The sequence below is a fragment of the Bradyrhizobium sp. TM233 genome, assembly GCF_036247965.1.
In the GTDB taxonomy this organism is placed as follows: Bacteria; Pseudomonadota; Alphaproteobacteria; order Rhizobiales; family Xanthobacteraceae; genus Bradyrhizobium; species Bradyrhizobium ottawaense.
Window position 1 is genome coordinate 1 of the sequence record NZ_BTIG01000028.1, and the last position, 18,477, is coordinate 18,477.

An 18,477-nucleotide genomic window follows, 5' to 3' on the forward strand; every position below is an offset into this window, starting at 1 on the left:
TGTTATCGATTGCCCTCTGGAGCACCTTCAGGCGGCGATCGGCCGGCTCACCGCTCCCGCGGCTGGATTGACCGATATCCAGGTTTGAAGCCACGGATCCAGCTGCGACGGTTCGCGCCGAGGGATATCGCAATCATGGAGCTCCGGGTTGCCGCGGGTTGATGGTCGTATCTCGGCAAGAACGAAGCAACGCGGCCTCGCGTGCCGATCATATTTGTCGAAAGTGCGGCGTGGCAGATTGATCCCCCCGCCGGCTTGACGCGCCATTATTCACTGGAGAGTCGAGGCCGCGGTGCACGTAAGGCGCGTGATGTTACTTTGGCCGTTATTAATTGAGCGGATAGTTCATTTTTTTGTCTTGATTAGAACCGGCGGCGCAGTTATGTGGAGCGCGAACTTACCGTTCGGTTCCATATATTTCTGTTTAAGCTGACCACTTGGTTCTTGATTAGCCGGCCGGGACAATATTAAATGGGCGCAACTACAGGATGCTAGCATGTCGACCAAGAAGCTCGAACTAGAAGCGATGTCTCTCGACGACCTATGGTCGCTTCATGAGGAAATTAGCGGCATTTTGTCGGACCGGATTAAGGCGGAGAAGCAGGAACTGGAGAAACGCCTGGCGGTTCTCGGCGGGGGGATGGCCGTGTTAGCCGATACAGGCGGGTCGGGCGTCTCTCCGACCGGCAAGCAGAGGCGCAAATATCCGCGTGTGCTGCCGAAATATCGCAACCCCCAGACTTCTGAAACCTGGTCAGGACGTGGCAAGCGGCCGCGGTGGCTGGTTGCTGCCATGAAATCCGGCCGTCGGATCGAGGAGTTTCGCATAGGCGCAGTGGCTCCGAAGCTTCGGCAGCGGGCGTGAAGCGTCGTTGCGCCAGCAGGCTGGCGCAGCTTGGCGCTCTGAGTGGAGATCGAGCCTAGTAGGCGTTGCGGCCCCGCAAGACCTCCATCGGAGTTTGCAGCAGGATTGCGAGATCCAGCCGAAGACTCCAATTGTCGATGTACCAGAGATCGTACTGTACACGTGCTTCGATCATGGACGCTGTGGGGGTTGCGCCGCGGCAGCCGTGGATCTGGGCCCATCCGGTCAGTCCTGGCCTGACCCTGCGGCGAAACGCGTAGTTTCGCACGAGCTTGTCAAACTGCCCGTCGTGGGCCAAGGCGTGGGGGCGCGGACCCACCAGCGACATGCTGCCCTCGAGCACATTCAGCAGTTGCGGCAGTTCATCGAAACTAGTTCGACGCAGCCATTTGCCCACGCGGGTGATGCGTTGGTCGACGGGGGTGGCCTGAACTATCACGCTGCCGTCCTCGAGCACATGCATGGTCCGAAATTTGCGGATCAAGAATGTCCGACCATTAAAACCACAGCGTTTTTGTCGGAAGAACACGGGGCCGGCAGAATCCAGCTTGATTGCGATCGCGGCAAGCGCAAGCAGCGGTGCGGAGATCGCCAAGGCGAGCCCCGCGCCAAGGATATCAATGATTCGCTTGGTCGCGCACTCGAACGGGGTAAGGGGACCGCGCTGCAATTCCACGCAAACGGCACTTCCAAGGCTGCGCGTGGGATGTCGAAGCAATTCGGCTATTGTACCGACCGGCACGAATATGACCGGAAACGGCAAGACCCGCAACTCGGCAACAAGTGCCCGAAGCTCGGGCCATCGCTCCGGGCTGGCTTCGACCACCACCTGATCGAGCCGCGCGTCGCGAATGTGCTCGATTACGCGAGACGTCAGCCGCTTGCGTCCGGCGGGACCGAACCCAACCGGCGGCAGGCTGAACCGTCCCTTGACGCAATACCCATGCATGGCCAAGGTTTCCGGCAGGCCGGCGTTCTTCGAAAGCGGCTGGTCCGTGATTAGAACGATATTCGTGCTGGCAAATCTTCTTTCGCTCAGACCTCTTATCAGCAGCGACTTGACAGCCCATCGCTTGGCTACCAGCAACCCTAGGCCAAGGATGGCGAAGAGCGGGCTTGCTTGCTGAGATGCGCCCGGACGAATTGCAAAGCCGTCGGCGGCCCAAATCAAGAGCAGCAATGACGCCCACGTCGCGCAGACGGCCCGAACCTGATTTTTGAGGACGAGAAGCTCAATCGGGCGATACAGACCTTGAGCCTTCAGCACGGAAGCAACGCAAGCTGCGCTGACCAGCGCCAAGCCAAATGCGTTGCCAGGGTCTCCCTCAGCTTGCCCGTTTTGGAGCCGATACAGTAATGTGGAGACGGCGCTGGCCAACAAAATCGTCGCGATATCGGCACAGAGTGCAACATGTTCGATCCAGTCATAACGGAGGGGCCATTTATGCCTGGGGGACACCGACGGCTCGAGACTAACACGAGCCGTATCGTTTCGATCGGGGAGGTGCCGGTTCACGAAGTTCATGGTGGGGCACTCGGAATTCGCATTTAATTTATTATTAATATTGAATATATCAAGCAGAAATATCTCAATTTAAATGATACCAAATGCCGCTCTTGCGGATCTGGCGCAGGACTGCCCAGAAGCGGAACAGGTTTGGAGCCTACCGCGCTGTCCCTCGATCCGAGGTCCGGTTCGGCAAAAGGAGATCCGTCTTAGGCCAGGGAATCGGGACTTCCTTTCGCGTGCCTTGAAGAGTTGCTGAGTCCGATTCCGAGATCAGATTGTCCACAAGGGCCTTCCCCTCAGCCGACGCCGATTGGTAGGCAGCAATCAGGGCGGGTCGAAGAGCGGGCTGTCTAGCAAAGGCAATCTTGACGTCGCGCTGCACCAGTTCACGCAATTCAGGATCGCTGACGACCGAGGCCTCGCCGAGAGCGGCAGTCAGTCGTTGCGGAAGCAGGGTCAAATCGTTTGGAGCTGTGTAGTACGAGAGTTTCAGCAGGGCCGCGACGTCGTATTCGAGCGATCTTTGTTCCCTCGACAGTGCCGCAAGCATGAGCCAAAGATCTCCTCGTAATGGCGAGGACCGCAGTGCCTGTGCCAGTACAGTCGGCGCGGCAGCTTGGAATCCGAGCTCCGGTCTTGAGGCGGCTGCTCCATTGGCCGTGGGCTGTGGGGCGTGACCGGGTCTCCCAGACCGCAAATCGCCATCACCGCGCAATGAGTTCGGCGGTAGCACCCTCGGAGGTGCTTGGCGCGAGGCATCATTGGCGGCGAGCGCTTCGACCGGAAGACGGCCAGGATACGACGGCTGAGTGAGCAGCCAGACCGTTTGCGCAATCAGCGCGACTGCAATGCAGCCCAATCCGATACGCATTGATGCATTGCCAATCCCATATGAGCGTATTCGCGCGCATGCCCGGCCCGGACTATCCAGTCCACTGACGGGCCGCGTTGAATGCGGTTGCTCGGTCGCAGCGCCCATATCACGCTGGCTCTGGGCGACCGCAAGTCCGAACAGCGCGGCGGCCAACAGCGATGCACCGAACTCGAGAATGCCGTCCTCGACCAAGGCCAGCACAACCAACGAAGCCGCAGCGCCGGCGCCAATGGCCGCGTAGACGTAGTCATGCCTTCGCCGCAGGGAGCATCTTAGCAGAGCCCCGGCGCCAAGCACCGCAACGATCAACACGCTGTACAGAAAGGGGCGGCCCATCTCGATTGCGATGGCCGCGGCAGCCGTCGGACGCTCTCGTGACAACGGCGCGGCAATATCGCGATGGATTGGTAGCAATGCCGCGTAGGTTCCCGCGCCGGAGCCGGCATGGCCGGCATCCTGCAACATCCGCTCAGTCGCGCCCGAGGGGTGCTCGGACAGGGCGACTGTCAGATCGGCATTCGGCCTCATTGGCATGAGGGTGAAGGCCGCCAGAAGCAACACTGCAGCCGTGGCCAGGACGCTCGCGATACCCCAGACTCCAGAGAACCAGTTCTGGATCGCGAACGCGGCGAGCACTATTCCCACTCCGAGCAATGCCGCCGTGGCAGTTCCAATCCCGTCTCCGCTGGCGAGGGTTGCCGACAGACAGAGAAGCATTGCGAGGAGTGCGAACCACAGGGTCGTTGCCACTCGAAATGAGCGTTGCTTGACACGACGGCGGTCCTCGAACGCACGAACCATCATCGCTGCGGACAGCACCAGCCCCAGCACGGCAGGGACAGCGCCGGTCACGACGAGGACAGGAGTATCGCCGCGCGAGAAACCGTCCGATCCGATCGCCTGCCGCAACAGCAGGTACGCGCTGACGGTCGTCGCGATAGAGACCAGAATGGAGAGGAGTTGCCACGCACGCTGCCTGTCCAGCGCGACGACGGCCGTGACGAGCGCGAGGGCGACGGCAGCATTGTAGTGCAAGACTGCCTGCACAGTTGCACGGATGTCCACCGTGAGCCGTTCGGCGAGGGGAGCATTCAATGCGGCCGATGCGGTTTCCCAAATCGGATTGCCGAGCCCGTGGATAGGAACTGGAGCGAGTTGGAAGGCCATGTAGATCGCCGGTACAGCGAGAATGAGGACGAGAACGAGTCCCGACCGTCGTACCAGACCCGCGATTGCGGAGGATGAGGCGAAGACTGCGGCCGCCAGCACTGCGGTCGCGAGAAGAGCAGAGGATAGAGCTCGTTGCTGCGGGATATCGGGCATTGCAAAAGCTGCCGCGACGGACACAACGAGTGCCAGCATCAGGAACCTGACGAGCATACTACGTCACCTCTCTGGCTTGGCGTTCCTCCGGATGCTCCGATCGGCAGACCGTCCAACGCGCAAATCGTGATGGTGCACGGCGGCAGGCCGCTCAAGAGTTCGAAAGACCATAACGAACATAGTGACTGTCGTCGTAATAGTCGCTTCGCTGGGTGTCATATCGCGCCATCGCCTTGATGTCCGTCTTGTTCAGGACTGCGCCGATCAGGGAGTCCGAGATCGTCGGGGCGGTGTGTAGTGCATGCTGCACGACCTCGATCTTGGTGCGTCCCCACTCGACGACGAGAACGTAACAATCGATCAGAGGGGCCGTGACCCGTACGTCGACAAGCGGACTCAGCGGCGGAAGATCTACAATGACGTAGTCATAACTCTGTCGCAGGCGATCAAATAGCTTGCATATCGATCCGTCGGACAGAAGTTCGCTCGAGTGGAGTACGGGCCCGCGTTGAACGGCCGGAAGAACGGTGAGATTTGTCCTCGGATCCCGCCACACCACCTCCTCGAGTGGGCGATCACCGTTCATGACCTCAATGATGCCATCTACTGCCTTCGGGACGACACGGGCCGAGAGCGACGGATTTCGGAGATCGCAGTCCACTATGATGACCTTCTTCCCGCTGTGTCCGATGAGTTGCGCCACGGAAGCAGCAATCGTGGTCTTGCCCTCATTTGGGAGAGCCGACGTCACGCCAATCACCTGGTTCGGGGTCTTTGCCGGGCTGTGATCGATCGCAATCTTAATCGCACGGATGGCCTCCGTGTACCGAGAGAGAGGCATGCCTACGACGGCGCGATGAATGTCCGGAGCGGTCGAAAGAATTCGCTGGCTCGAGTCTTCCTGCGTCTGTTGAAGCCGGGCCGACGGCCTCTGCTGCTTGGGCAAGCTCAGGATCGGTACGAGAGACAGGCACGGCAGTTCCAGCGCAGCCTCGAGTTGGGAAGACGTACGGAATACGCGGTCCATTACGTCTCTCACGAAGCCGAGCAGTAGTCCCAGCGCGAGGCCACCCAGAAGACCGAAACTCAGCACGACCTTCGTCTTCGGTTTGCTCTTTGTCTGAGCGGCGGACGCAGGGAAGATGACCCGGGTTTCCGAAATCGGGAAGGTCTCCTGCTGCGTCGAGCCCATGTACTGCTGAAGGAAGGTGTCGTAGAGCGCCCGCAGGCTTTTCGCTCTACTTTCCAAATCTCTTATCGTCAGCTCTGCCGAGTTCGTGAGGCGTGACTGCGCAATGGCCACGGACAGACGTTTTTCAATCTCCTGCTGGCGCTGCTTTGCGAGTTCGGCTTCGCTGCGGCTGATCTCGGATAGCCTCTTAACCTCGTCCAGAATGGAGACCCGAAATTCGCGGAGCCTGTTTCGGACGTTGACGACCGCCAGATGGTCGCGCCCGACGCGTGCCGATAGCTCGGCCTCACGCCTGGCGAGTTCGAGATATTGCTGGCGTAGCGACGTAATGATTGGACTGTTCATCGCGTCGGAGCCGATGGCATCCAGATTGCTGATCGATGGTTTTGCCGGGTCGGTGCCGAGGAGAGTTTCGTAGCGGGACAGCTTGGCCGCAGCCTCCGAACTCTGCGCGCGGGCGGTAGCCAGCCGAGTGTTGAGTTCCGTGATCTGCTGCTCGTCGATCGGCTTTCCACCGGGCGAAACGATGTTGTTCTGAGATTTGTAAGCCTCAACCGCACGTTCGGCGGTCAACGCCTCCTCACCGAGGTTTCGCAGCCGTTCCCGCAGCCAACTTGTTGCAGTGCGGCTGGCTTCGAATTTCGCGTCGAGCTGATCGTTGATGTAGGCTTTGGCAATTGCGTTCGCGATTTCCGCCGCGAGCGCTGGATCGCTCGAGGTGAAGTTGACTTCAATAACGTGACTATAGCCAACTCGACCTGCAGATAGGCGATCCAGGAAGCTCGCAATGGCCGCTTCTGAGAGCTGCTCTGGCGCGGCAGATTGCGCAGCTTCCGACGGATTCGATCGCCATCGTCGAAGCCAGCTCAGTAGCCAGGACTGCAGCGGCCGGGACTCTTTGAAATCCGGATGATCGCCCAATTTCAACTGCTTGATCACGGCGGCAGCGGTTGCCTGCGACTTGATGATCTGCAGCTGCGTTTCGATCTGGGTGACATCGACGATCGGTTCTGAGAGAAACGATTGCTTCTGAAGGAATTGTGTCCTCGGGTTTTCGAACAGGAGCTGAACCTGCGCCGTATAGGCTGGCGAGACCAGTCGGAGGTATATGAGGCTGGCGGCACCTGCCAGGACGGTGGTGAAAATGATGACGAGGTATTGCCGCCTTATAAAGACGAGCGCCAATTTAATGAGCTCGCCGATGCCCGCGGCGCCTTGGCGATCCGACTGCATTGGCATGGCGGAGGGCAGACGTGCCCCATCGGTCTGGAGCGTATTGGTCTGAAGCATCGGACAATTCTCTCGGCTGTCGACAGTCGTGCGTGAGCACGAGGCCGCAGGCGATATTCGGACCAGCGGCCGCATTTAAAATAATATATCTGATAAATTTTGTATTGCCAATTAAATCTAGCTCAGGCATTAATTGCCAGGTAATTAACTAGATGAGGGATCGGCGTCCGATTAAACCCCCATATTTGTCGCGAGCGGAGCGAGGCGGACTTGGTCGGCTGCGCTGCTCGGCTGAGACGATATTGGGGAGATCAGGCCGACCGTCCGGGCGATAGCGCCGCTTATCGGAGCGTGCGGTCATGCTGGAAGTGCGAAGTTTGGCGATCCCGGATGTCAAGCTGGTCCGATCGAAGCGCTTTTCCGATATGCGCGGCTATTTTTGCGAGACGTTTCGTCGTTCTGCTTTTGCCGAAAGAGGAATTTCTCACGATTTCATCCAGGACAACCAATCCTGCTCGGAGCGCGTCGGGACGGTTCGCGGATTGCACTTCCAGCAGCCTCCCTTCGCGCAGACCAAGCTGGTTCGCGTGTTGAGGGGAGCGATCCTTGATGTGGTGGTCGACCTTCGGCGGCGATCGCCGACATTCGGCCGGCACGTTGCGGTCAAACTGGATAGCGAGAGCGACGAGCAGTTGCTCGTCCCGAAGGGGTTCGCTCACGGGTTCTGCACGCTCCAGCCTCAAACCACGGTCTTTTACAAGGTCGACGAGGTCTACTCTCCGGACCACGACGCCGGTATCTATTGGGCGGATCCCGAATTGGCCATCGAGTGGCCGGTGAGGGCCTCGGCGGCCCAGCTTTCACCGAAGGATCGAGCGCTTCCCCCGTTCGACCGGCTCGCTTCAGTGTTTGAATAGAGGACGTGGCATGTGTGTCCTGGTGACCGGAGGAGCTGGATTTATCGGGTCTGCGGTTTGTCGACAGTTGGTATTGGAGGCCGGTGCCTCGGTCGTCAATGTCGACAAGTTGACCTATGCGGCCAATTTGGCCTCGCTGACATCCATCGAAGGTACCAGCCGCTATCGATTTGAGCAGTACGACATCTGCGATCAGGAGGCGGTCACTCGTCTGTTTTACAAGTGGGAACCAAGCGCAGTCATCCACTTGGCAGCGGAGAGCCATGTCGATCGGTCGATTACAGGGTCGGCAGCGTTCGTTAGCACCAACATCGTCGGCACCTATACTCTGCTGGAATCTGCCAGACGATATTACGACGGGCTCTCAGGCCAGAGGCGAAGACAGTTCAGGTTCATTCACGTGTCGACGGACGAGGTCTACGGTTCATTGGGGCCGGTCGACTGCTTCCGGGAAGATACCCCTTATCGGCCGAGTTCACCCTATTCGGCGAGCAAGGCCGCCTCGGACCACCTCGCGCTCGCCTGGTATAAGACCTATGGTTTGCCGGTAATCGTATCTAACTGTTCGAACAATTACGGACCATTCCAATTCCCGGAAAAACTCATTCCGCTGACGGTTCTCAACGCGATTGAGCACAAACCGTTGCCTGTCTATGGCGATGGCAGCAATGTGCGCGATTGGCTTCATGTCGACGATCACGCCGCAGGCCTGATCAGGCTGCTATTCCAGGGCAGGGCCGGAGAGAAGTACAATTTCGGCGGCGATAGCGAGCGCTCAAACCTGGAGGTAGTCACCCAGATTTGTGACGTGCTTGATCGGTTGCGTCCAGGGCCGGCAGCCAGGCGGTCATTGATCTCGTTTGTGCCGGACCGTCCGGGACACGACGCACGTTACGCAATCGATGCGTCCAAGGCTCGCAGCGAGCTGGGATGGCAGCCGACCCGAAGCTTCGAGCAAGGGCTCGCCGACACGGTGGAATGGTATCTGGCCAGCGGCACCTGGTGGGCGCGGGCTCGCAATATGGTCTACGACGGCGCGCGCCTTGGTCTCCCAGCCACCCGACACTGAGGTTACCATGATCGAAGGACCGATTCTGATTGCTGGTCGAGATGGCCAATTGGGTAGTTGCCTTCGTGATCTCGCTGCTCTTCGCGGCCTATCTGCGGTAGCCCTCGGACGTGAGGAGCTCGACCTGGAAGTCCGGGACGGGATCGACAGGACGGTCGCCGCGATCGCCCCCTGCATGATCATTAATGCAGCGGCTTATACGGCTGTGGATCGCGCGGAGTCTGAAGTCGGTAAAGCCTTCAGTATCAACCGCGACGGTGCGGCTGCGTTAGCGGATGTCGCATGGCAGAGAAATATTCCATTTGTGCATTTGTCGACGGATTATGTCTTTGACGGTGCCAAACGCGAGGCTTACGACGAAGCCGACGTGCCGGCGCCGTTGAACACATATGGTGCATCAAAGTTGGCCGGAGAGGCGGCGGTTTTGGCGACGCATCCTCTCGCGACCGTCGTCAGGTCGTCTTGGATCTACAGCGCAACAGGCAGCAACTTCGTTCGGACGATGCTGCGGCTGGCCGAGACGCGTCCAATCGTAAGGGTCGTCTGCGACCAATACGGAAGCCCGACGTCAGCGGCGGAGCTGGCCGCAGCGCTCCTGAAGATCGCAGAGCGGTCGATCACCGATGATCGCCGCATCGCGGCGGGCATCTTTCATGTGTCCGGCCAGGGAACAACGAGCTGGCACGGCTTTGCCGAGGCAATCTTCGATGGTTTATCCCGTCGTGGAGTGCGGCCGCCGGCGCTGGAGGCGATCACGACCGAGCAGTATCCCTGCGCTGCGCCCAGGCCCCTAAATTCCCGCCTGGACTCATCCAAAGCGGAGCGCGTGTTTGGAATTCGATTGCCGGCCTGGCGCCACTCTCTCGAAATCTGTCTCGACCAACTTGTCGGAAAAGGAGACACCGATGCTGAAGGGAATCGTCCTGGCTGGCGGCAGCGGAACGCGGCTGTATCCGATCACGCGTGTGGTCAGCAAGCAGTTGCTGCCCATCTATGACAAGCCGATGATCTACTATCCGCTGTCGACGCTGATGCTGGCAGGAATCCGCCAGATCCTTGTGATCACGACCCCGGCCGATCGGTCTCAGTTTGAGCGATTGCTCGGAAACGGAAGCCAGTGGGGGATTCGGCTCAGCTATGCGGAACAGCCTCGTCCCGGCGGCCTGGCGGAAGCGTTCATCGTAGGTGCCGATTTCATCGGAACCGATCGCGTCGCAATGGTGCTCGGAGACAATATCTTCTTCGGCGGCGGCTTGCGCGAACTACTCGCAAGGGCCGCTGCCCGCGAAGAAGGTGCAACCGTGTTCGCGTATCACGTGCGCGATCCCGAACGATACGGCGTCGTTACGTTCGATGACACGGGCCGCCCGCTACGAATCGAGGAGAAACCGAGAAAGCCGACATCGAACTGGGCCATCACCGGTCTCTATTTCTTCGACAACCGGGTCGTGCGATATGCCCGCCGCGTCGAGCCGTCGCCCCGGGGGGAGCTCGAGATCACCGATCTGCAAATGCGCTATCTCGCGGCCGGCGCTCTCCATGTCGAGCGCATGGGACGGGGATTTGCATGGTTGGATACGGGCACGGTCGAGTCGCTTCTCGATGCTGGAACCTTCGTGCAGACGCTTGAAAAGCGACAGGGCATGAAGGTGGCTTGTCTCGAGGAGGTCGCCTTTCGGCAGGGATTCATCGATGAAGATCAGCTTCTCGGACTGATTCAGCCGCTGGAGAAGAGCGGATACGGCAGGTATCTCAATGAAATCCTGCGGTTGCCCGGGGCGCGCGCCGGCGCTGCAATCGATGGCTGATTTAAATTACATATTTCTAATTTAATTAATTGACCGGTGCAGCTCTTTTAAATTAAATGCTTTCTCTTGCGAACCTCGAGGGCTGGCCATGTTAAATCAAAAGGCGAGCGTGTTCTATCGAGCGGCAAGGCCTCTGCTCCCGGAAGAGGTAGATTTCGGTCAGATGGATGCGGTCTTGCTGGGTGCGCCCCTCTGGAATCCGACCTGGAGCAGGGACGCTGCTTGGCTGTGGAGGACGACCAGCCCCCTTACGCGCCCGGACGGTCTCGGCGCGCGACTCGTTTCCGGCTCCGATCTGCGAGCTGTGGTCGCGCCTTCACGTTCGCATGCCGGTACGACACATTGGATAAGTTCGAGCGGCGGCTATTGGAATGTCGCCGCGAACTGGAGTGCGGGCATTCCGAACGCCGCGTCCGGCGCCTTCATCGACGCGCCTGGATACTATGTTGTCACCATAAAGGCCAATGTCGATGTGGGCAGTTTGATCGTTGATGCGGGTGTGACGATCGCGCTCGGAGAAAAATTGTCGTTCGTCGTGGAAGGTGACGCCATAAACAACGGCAGCATCAAGCTCGGATCGCCCGGCGGCGATGGGGTTGCCGCAGCGGACTTTAAAGGTGACGTCCGCGGGTCGGGCGCCTTCGCGATTTCCGACAGATCGGCGCTCGAGATCGGAGGCTCGGTCTCCGGGCAACTCGTGAACGGTTCGTTTTACGGAATAACCGTCTCGTTCGAGACGGAGGTTGGCACCCTGATTCTCGATCACTCTGCCCAATTCCACGGCCTGATCGGAAGTTCGTCGCCGGATCGACCGCTTTCTGTTGGCAACCTGATTGATCTCAGGGATTTCCCCTTCACGGCGACGATGTCAGCGTCGGTTCAATACGACCCCAGCTCAAACATCAGCACGGTCGATTTTAGCAACGGGGCCGGCAATGTCACCCTGCTGTTTTCCGGGAACGATCCAAATTGGACCTTTGCAAGCGATGGGCTGGGCGGCACCATCATTGCGGATCCGGTGACAACGAACCCGATCGTGCTTGAGAATCAGAAGCAAGGCACATCGAAGAGCATTTGGCAGATCAGCCCCGGTGAAGATTCGACGAAAATCCAAGGGTTCACCACGGCGATAAGTACCAATGTCGGCGGGACCGTTCAATTCAAGATCAACAACCAGACCGGCGCGCCCAACTATCACGTCGATATCTATCGGCTTGGCTATTATGGCGGCAACGGCGCGAGGCTGGTTACGAGCCTGCAGCATCAGGCTGCGACCTCCGTGGTGCAGCCGGCTCCCTTGAAGGACGCGTCGACGGGCCTCGTCGACGCCGGAAATTGGAGTGTGACCGACTCGTGGAGCGTGCCGACGGACGCGGTTTCTGGCGTGTACATCGCCAACGTCATCGACGGAACGCAAGTGTTTCAAATTCCATTTGTGGTCCGCAATGATGCGTCGCAGAGCGCAATCGTGTTTCAGACGGCCGATCAGACCTGGCAGGCCTACAACCCCTGGGGCGGCGCCAATCTCTACACCGGCAACGGGCCTGGCGTGAACGGCTCTGCTTACGCCGTCAGCTACAATCGTCCGATCACGACGCGCGACGGCGGACTCGAGAGTTCCTCCAACGACATGGTATTCTCGGCGGAGTATCCGGCGATCTACTGGCTGGAGCAGAACGGATACGACGTTTCCTACATCTCGGGCATCGATGCGGCCACCAATGGATCGCTGTTGCTCAATCATCAGATCTATATGGATGTAGGTCACGACGAATATTGGACCGACAGCCAGTTTGCCAACGTCCAGGCGGCCGGCCACGCCGGTGTCAATCTGACGTTCCTGAGCGGCAACGAGGTGTATTGGCAGACGAGACTGGCAACCAGCATTGATCCCAGCCATACGGCTAACCGGACCTTGATCACGTACAAGGATACCCATGCCAACCAATTGATCGACCCGACAGGCACAGCGACCGGAACATTCATGGATGCACGCTTTGCCTCGACCGGAGGCATGTCGGGCATTCCATCCAATGCGCTGACCGGAACGGTCTTCCAGGTGGACGGGGATTCCTACGGCACGATCAAGATCCCATACGGGATGACGCAGTTGAGGCTTTGGCGCAACGCGCCGATTGCGGGAACGGCCCAAGGCCAGACTGCGTCCCTGACGCCGAACCTGCTCGGCTATGAGTGGGATGCGTCACCGGACAACGGCTTCCGCCCCGCCGGTCTGGTAGATGTCTCCTCGACCACTCTGCAAACCACAAAATACTTGCTCGATTACGGCAACACGACCGGCAACGGTACAGCGACTCACAATCTGGTGGAGTTTCGAGACCCCGTGAGCGGCGCGCTTGTCTTTGGCGCTGGCACCGTGTTCTGGTCCTGGGGTCTTTCATCGGATCATGACCAGTACAACCTCGCCCCGCAGACGCCGAGCGATCGGAACGTCCAGCAGGCCATGGTCAATCTGTTCGCTGACATGGGCGTGCAGCCCGCGACGCTGCAGGCCAGTCTGGTGATTGCGAGCCAATCGACCGATCACACAACCCCGACCTCCACGATCACGAATCTCTCAGCCACGAGCGTCGTGGAGGGGCGGCCGATCACCGTGACCGGAACGGCAAGCGACGCCGGCGGGGTGATCGGTGGTGTTGAAGTGTCGTCCGACGGCGGCACCACTTGGCATCCGGCCAGCAGCACCGTCGGAGCATCGAATGTCACTTGGACCTATACGTTCGCTGCGGGCGCGCCGGGGCAAGTGAAGGTCCGGAGCAGGGCCGTCGACGATAGTTTGAACCTCGAAGTCCCGGGCGCGGGCGTTGCCTACACGGTGACGCCCTCTTCGAACCTGACGATCTTCAGTCCCACGGACACGCCCGCGGTCGTTAATACGCTGGACAATGCCGCCGTGGAGCTGGGAGTCAAGTTCGTTGCCGCCATCGCCGGCGATATCACAGGCATCCGGTTCTATAAGAGCACCCAGAACACGGGAACGCATCTCGGCGATCTCTGGACGGCGAACGGGACGCTACTCGCAAGCGCAACATTCACCAACGAAACCGGCAGCGGCTGGCAACAGGTCAATTTCACCACGCCCGTCCACATACAAGCGGGGGTGACCTACGTCGCCTCGTATCACACCAACACCGGTCACTATTCCACGACCGATTTCTATTTCGACAACCCAGGTCATACCAACGGCTCATTGACAGCAACGGGGAGCGGCCTGAACGGCGTCTACGCGTACGGCACCGGGCCGCTTTTCCCATCCAATATTTCGATTGCAGATGGTGACAATTACTGGGTCGATGTCGTCTTCAGGGATACGAGCCAGCTGCCGCAGGCCAACAATGACAGCGGGTTCACGGTCACGCAGAACGGAGTGCTGAACATCCCGGCATCGGCGCTGCTCGCCAATGATACGGATCCGGCCGGCCTGTCCTTTTCGATCAGTGGCGTGAGTAATCCGGCTAACGGCACCGTAAGCTACAATGTCCAGACCCAGACGGTGACATTTAATCCTGCCGCAAGCTACGCGGGAGCGGCACAGTTTGCGTACACGATCACGGATTCCGCGGGCGCCACCGGAACGGGCCAGGTCTTCCTCAATGTCAGCTATCCGCTATCCGCGCAGAGCCTGTTCGGCACCAACGACGCGCCGAGCGTCGGCAATTCGGGCGACACGAGCTCGGTCGAGGTGGGTCTCAAGTTCAGCGCGTCGGTCAACGGGACCATAACGGGCCTGCGCTTCTACAAGGGCTCGCTGAACACAGGTACCCACGTCGCGCATCTCTGGAGTTCGACGGGAACGCTGCTCGGCACCGCGACCTTCGCGAGTGAGACCGCCAGCGGTTGGCAGCAGGTCAGTTTCTCGAGCCCGATAGCCATTACCGCGGGCACGACCTATGTCGCTTCCTACCACACCAACGGCAACTATTCGGACACTCAGAACTATTTCACCACGTCGATCTCGAATGGCCAGCTGAGCGCCCCCGCCACGGGAAATGGCGTGTATGGCTACGGAACCGGAGCCGTATTCCCGACCAGCGTCTTCAAGGCAACAAACTACTTTGTCGACGTCGTTTTCAACGGATCCGCGAGTACCAACACGCCGCCGACGGCGGTCGCCGACACGGGCGACGCCACCGAGAAGGGAGGTGTCAACAACGGCACCGGCGGTTCGTCTGCCGCAGGAAATGTGCTGACCAACGACACCGATTCGAACATCGGCGACACCAAGACCGTGACTGCGGTCAGCTTAGGCGCGACGTCGGGCACGCTCGGATCGGCGCTGAACGGCGCGCATGGCGGCCTCGTGCTCGACGCTTCAGGCGCCTTCACCTATACGGTCAATGAGACGGATTCTGCCGTCCAGGCCCTGCGGCTTGTGACCAACACGCTGACGGACGTCTTCAATTACACGATGCGTGATGCCGCCGGTGCGACATCCTCGACTACGCTCACAATCACCATTCATGGCGCCAATGATGCGCCGGTCCTGGCGACCCAAACCGGCAACCAGACTGCAACGGTTGGTTCGGCCTTCTCGCTCACGCTACCGGTAGGCACCTTCACCGACGTCGATTCCGGCGATTCCCTCACTTACGCCGCGACAGCGGCCAACGGCTCGGCACTTCCCGCCTGGCTGACCTTTAACGCATCAACCCGAACCTTCAGCGGTACGCCATCGTCGGCCGACGTCGGCACGCTCGGCGTGAAGGCAACCGCGACCGATCTCGGCAGCCTTGCTGCAAGCGAGATATTCAATATCACCGTGACGACAACTCCGAACACGCCGCCGACGGCGGTCGCCGACACGGGCGACGCCACCGAGAAGGGTGGTGTCAACAACGGCACCGGCGGTTCCTCTGCCGCGGGAAACGTGCTGACCAACGACACCGATCCAGACGCCGGCGATACCGAGACTGTGACTGCGGTCAGCTTCGGTTCGACCTCCGGTGCGCTCGGCTCGGCGCTGAACGGCGCGCACGGAAGCCTCGTGCTCAACGCGTCAGGCGCCTTCACCTATACGGTCAATGAGACGGATGCTGCAGTGCAGGCCCTGCGGCTTGCGTCCAACGTGCTGACAGACGCCTTCAATTATACGATGCGTGATGCCGCCGGTGCGACATCCTCGACAACGCTCACAATCACCATTCATGGCGCCAATGATGCGCCGGTCCTGGCGAGCCAAACCGGTAACCAGACTGCAACGGCTGGTTCGGCCTTCTCGCTGACGCTGCCGGCCGGCACGTTCACCGACGTCGATTCCGGGGATTCACTCACCTATACGGCAACTGCGGCCGACGGCTCGGCACTTCCCGCCTGGTTGGCCTTCAACGCTTCGACCCGGACTTTCAGTGGCACGCCGACGTCGGCCGATGTCGGCACGCTCGGCGTGAAGGCCGTTGCGACCGACCTCGGCGGCCTCACGGCCAGCGAGACGTTCAATATCGCGGTGGGTGCAGCCTCGTCGACGGTCAGCTTGTTCTCAGCTTCCGATACGCCGTCGATGCTGTCGACGTCAGACACATCTCAGGTCAATCTTGGCGTGCGGTTTACGTCCTCCGCGGCCGGCACGATTACCGGGATCAAGTACTACAAGAGTGCGAACGACGCCGGCACTCATACCGGCTCACTGTGGAGTAGCACGGGAACGCTCCTTGCGAGCGCGACCTTCTCCAACGAGAGCAGCAGCGGTTGGCAAACCCTCACATTCAATAGTCCGGTAGCGATCGCGGCGGGAACCACCTACGTCGCGAGTTTCCACAGCAACGGCCACTACGCCGATACGCCCAACTACTTTACCGCCGCGCGCACGAACGGCCCACTCACGGCTTCCGCGAGCAACAATGGTGTCTACACCTATGGAACGGGCAATTTGTTTCCGACCAGCACATTCAGCGCGACAAATTATTGGGTCGATGTCTTGTTCAGCAATTCGGGTGGCGGCACGAACCAGCCGCCGATCGCCAGCAACGACAGCGGCTTCAATGCCACCCAAAACGTACCGCTCAGCATTTCCGGGGCGGCGCTTCTCGCAAACGATACCGATCCGAACGGGGATGCCCTGTCAATCACGGGCGTCAGCGGGGCCGTCAACGGCACCGTCGGTTTCAGTGCCCAGGACAACACGGTGACGTTCACTCCCGCCAACGGATATACCGGGTCGGCATCGTTCAACTACGCCATTTCCGACGGTCGGGGCGGTTCGGCAACCGCCGGTGTGAGCGTAACTGTTCATGCGCCGTCAGCAACCACCGTAAGCCTTTTCAGCTCCAATCCCACGCCTGGCGTGGTGACGGTGAATGATCCGAATTCGGTGGAGCTTGGCATGAAGTTCCAGGCGTCAACATCGGGCGACATTGTCGGCCTGCGCTTCTACAAAGGGCCGTCCAATACGGGCCAGCACGTCGCCGATCTCTGGAGCAGCACAGGGACCCTGCTGGCCACCGCCACCTTCACCAATGAGACCGCGAGCGGCTGGCAACAGGTCAACTTCGCGACGCCAGTCACGATCACGGCAGGGACGACTTACATCGCCTCCTACCACACTGCGGGCAACTATTCGGACGATCCAAACCTGTTTGCCAATGCGGTGACGAACGGACCACTGACGGCTCCGTCATCCTCATCGAGCGGGGGCAACGGCGTGTACGCGTACGGATCCGGCAGCCTGTTTCCGACCAACAGCTTCGGGGCGACCAGCTATGCGGTCGACGTTCTCTTCAGGCCGCAGCTCGCTGCCTAGACAAGAAAGGGGAGTTCATGTCGAGCCTATCTAGGACTATCGCATCGCCGTTCGCGCTGGCGAGACGTGTCACGCCGCAGCCGGTGCGGAGCGTGCTTCGCGCCGCATGCGACCGGTTCTCATATGCAGTGGCGGGGCTACCGCCGCGGCGTCTGCGGGCGTGGATTTCGCCGACATGGTTTGATTTTCACGATACCGGACGGGATCAGTTGGAGTTCTTCGTCGAGATGGCCGGTCTGCGGCCGTCGCATCGTGTTCTTGACATCGCGTGTGGCGTCGGCCGTCTGGCCATCCCCCTCACCACATATCTGAACGGGAGGGGAAGCTATGACGGCTTCGACATCAAGGAAGAGCTGATTGACTGGTGCCAGAGCAAGATCAGTGCCCGGCGGCCCAACTTCCAGTTCCAGCTTGCGAGGGTCGCAACGCGGTGGAGCCCGAACGAGCAGGTATCGGTGGACCGATATCGATTTCCCTATCCCGATGGTCGATTTGATTTCGCTTACGCCGGCTCGATTTTCACGCACATCTTGCCCGGCGGAGCCTGCAATTATCTGGAGCAGGCCGCGCGGGTCCTAAGGCCTGGTGGCCGGCTGGTGGCGACTTGGCTGGTCTATAACAAGCGCACCCTCGAACTGACCCAGACGGAGGGCAGCGTGGAGCGTAGCTGGAAGTTCGATCACGGTGAGTTCCGCGTGAAGGACGACGATCAGCCAGAAGCGTCGATCGCCTACGAGGAGGGAGCCATCCGCCGCATGTACGCCGAGGCGGGCCTTGAGATCCTGGAGCCGTTGCGTCCGGACGCCTCCTACAATGGGGCCCGAATTCCCCACAATCGCTCCGAGGGCATTCATCTGCATCATTGCCTCTGCGTCATAGCAATGCGCCCGAATGACACGAGCAGACTAGGCCATCCATCTCAACCGAAATAG

The 18,477-nt window shown here is 59.9% G+C and carries 10 protein-coding genes; 7 read left to right on the forward strand and 3 right to left on the reverse strand.

The features are described from left to right. The first annotated feature begins 496 nt into the window (after positions 1-496). Positions 497-865 (forward strand): H-NS histone family protein, encoded by a 369-nt coding sequence (locus AABA86_RS31385; protein ID WP_338309538.1) that lies wholly within the window; start codon positions 497-499, stop codon positions 863-865. Positions 866-920: 55 nt separating this feature from the next. Here the strand turns inward: AABA86_RS31385 and AABA86_RS31390 are convergent, their stop codons facing one another. From AABA86_RS31390 to AABA86_RS31400, 3 genes are all read right to left on the reverse strand, one after another. Next, entirely contained in the window at positions 921-2,390 is a 1,470-nt protein-coding gene (locus tag AABA86_RS31390; protein WP_338309539.1) for an exopolysaccharide biosynthesis polyprenyl glycosylphosphotransferase, read from the reverse strand. Positions 2,391-2,529: 139 nt separating this feature from the next. Continuing rightward, complete coding sequence (locus AABA86_RS31395) at positions 2,530-4,629, reverse strand: hypothetical protein (RefSeq protein WP_338309540.1); 2,100 nt, start codon at positions 4,627-4,629, stop codon at positions 2,530-2,532. A gap of 94 nt (positions 4,630-4,723) precedes the next feature. Further along, positions 4,724-7,054: an AAA family ATPase gene (locus tag AABA86_RS31400; RefSeq protein WP_338309541.1), complete on the reverse strand. Its 2,331-nt coding sequence runs from the start codon at positions 7,052-7,054 to the stop codon at positions 4,724-4,726. Positions 7,055-7,353: 299 nt separating this feature from the next. On the opposite strand from AABA86_RS31400, the gene rfbC reads away from it, so the two are divergent. The 6 genes from rfbC (at position 7,354) to AABA86_RS31430 (ending at position 18,477) form a co-directional block, all read left to right on the forward strand. Then, positions 7,354-7,911 (forward strand): dTDP-4-dehydrorhamnose 3,5-epimerase, encoded by a 558-nt coding sequence (gene rfbC, locus AABA86_RS31405; protein ID WP_212252405.1) that lies wholly within the window; start codon positions 7,354-7,356, stop codon positions 7,909-7,911. A 10-nt stretch (positions 7,912-7,921) separates the two neighbouring features. Then, the gene (gene rfbB, locus AABA86_RS31410; RefSeq protein ID WP_212252403.1) at positions 7,922-8,980 is read left to right on the forward strand and encodes a dTDP-glucose 4,6-dehydratase; all 1,059 of its coding nucleotides are present in this window, start codon (positions 7,922-7,924) and stop codon (positions 8,978-8,980) included. Between the two features lie 7 nt (positions 8,981-8,987). After that, on the forward strand, positions 8,988-9,977 hold the full coding sequence (rfbD, locus tag AABA86_RS31415) for a dTDP-4-dehydrorhamnose reductase (RefSeq protein ID WP_212252401.1): 990 nt from the start codon (positions 8,988-8,990) through the stop codon (positions 9,975-9,977). Continuing rightward, the gene (rfbA, locus tag AABA86_RS31420; RefSeq protein WP_212252399.1) at positions 9,886-10,788 is read left to right on the forward strand and encodes a glucose-1-phosphate thymidylyltransferase RfbA; all 903 of its coding nucleotides are present in this window, start codon (positions 9,886-9,888) and stop codon (positions 10,786-10,788) included. The genes rfbD and rfbA overlap by 92 nt, the downstream gene beginning before the upstream one ends. A gap of 88 nt (positions 10,789-10,876) precedes the next feature. Then, a complete protein-coding gene (locus tag AABA86_RS31425; protein ID WP_338309542.1) occupies positions 10,877-17,545 on the forward strand; it encodes a DUF4082 domain-containing protein in 6,669 nt (2,222 codons plus the stop codon). A 17-nt stretch (positions 17,546-17,562) separates the two neighbouring features. Beyond that, positions 17,563-18,477: a class I SAM-dependent methyltransferase gene (locus tag AABA86_RS31430; protein ID WP_212252398.1), complete on the forward strand. Its 915-nt coding sequence runs from the start codon at positions 17,563-17,565 to the stop codon at positions 18,475-18,477.

Excerpts from the sequence above, each read along its gene's own strand:
- rfbD (WP_212252401.1), top strand. The coding sequence starts at position 8,988 with ATGATCGAAGGACCGATTCTGATTGCTGGTCGAGATGGCCAATTGGGT.
- AABA86_RS31400 (WP_338309541.1), bottom strand. The coding sequence starts at position 7,054 with ATGCTTCAGACCAATACGCTCCAGACCGATGGGGCACGTCTGCCCTCC.
- rfbB (WP_212252403.1), top strand. The coding sequence starts at position 7,922 with ATGTGTGTCCTGGTGACCGGAGGAGCTGGATTTATCGGGTCTGCGGTT.
- rfbA (WP_212252399.1), top strand. The coding sequence starts at position 9,886 with ATGCTGAAGGGAATCGTCCTGGCTGGCGGCAGCGGAACGCGGCTGTAT.
- AABA86_RS31385 (WP_338309538.1), top strand. The coding sequence starts at position 497 with ATGTCGACCAAGAAGCTCGAACTAGAAGCGATGTCTCTCGACGACCTA.
- AABA86_RS31395 (WP_338309540.1), bottom strand. The coding sequence starts at position 4,629 with ATGCTCGTCAGGTTCCTGATGCTGGCACTCGTTGTGTCCGTCGCGGCA.
- AABA86_RS31390 (WP_338309539.1), bottom strand. The coding sequence starts at position 2,390 with ATGAACTTCGTGAACCGGCACCTCCCCGATCGAAACGATACGGCTCGT.
- AABA86_RS31430 (WP_212252398.1), top strand. The coding sequence starts at position 17,563 with ATGTCGAGCCTATCTAGGACTATCGCATCGCCGTTCGCGCTGGCGAGA.
- AABA86_RS31425 (WP_338309542.1), top strand. The coding sequence starts at position 10,877 with ATGTTAAATCAAAAGGCGAGCGTGTTCTATCGAGCGGCAAGGCCTCTG.
- rfbC (WP_212252405.1), top strand. The coding sequence starts at position 7,354 with ATGCTGGAAGTGCGAAGTTTGGCGATCCCGGATGTCAAGCTGGTCCGA.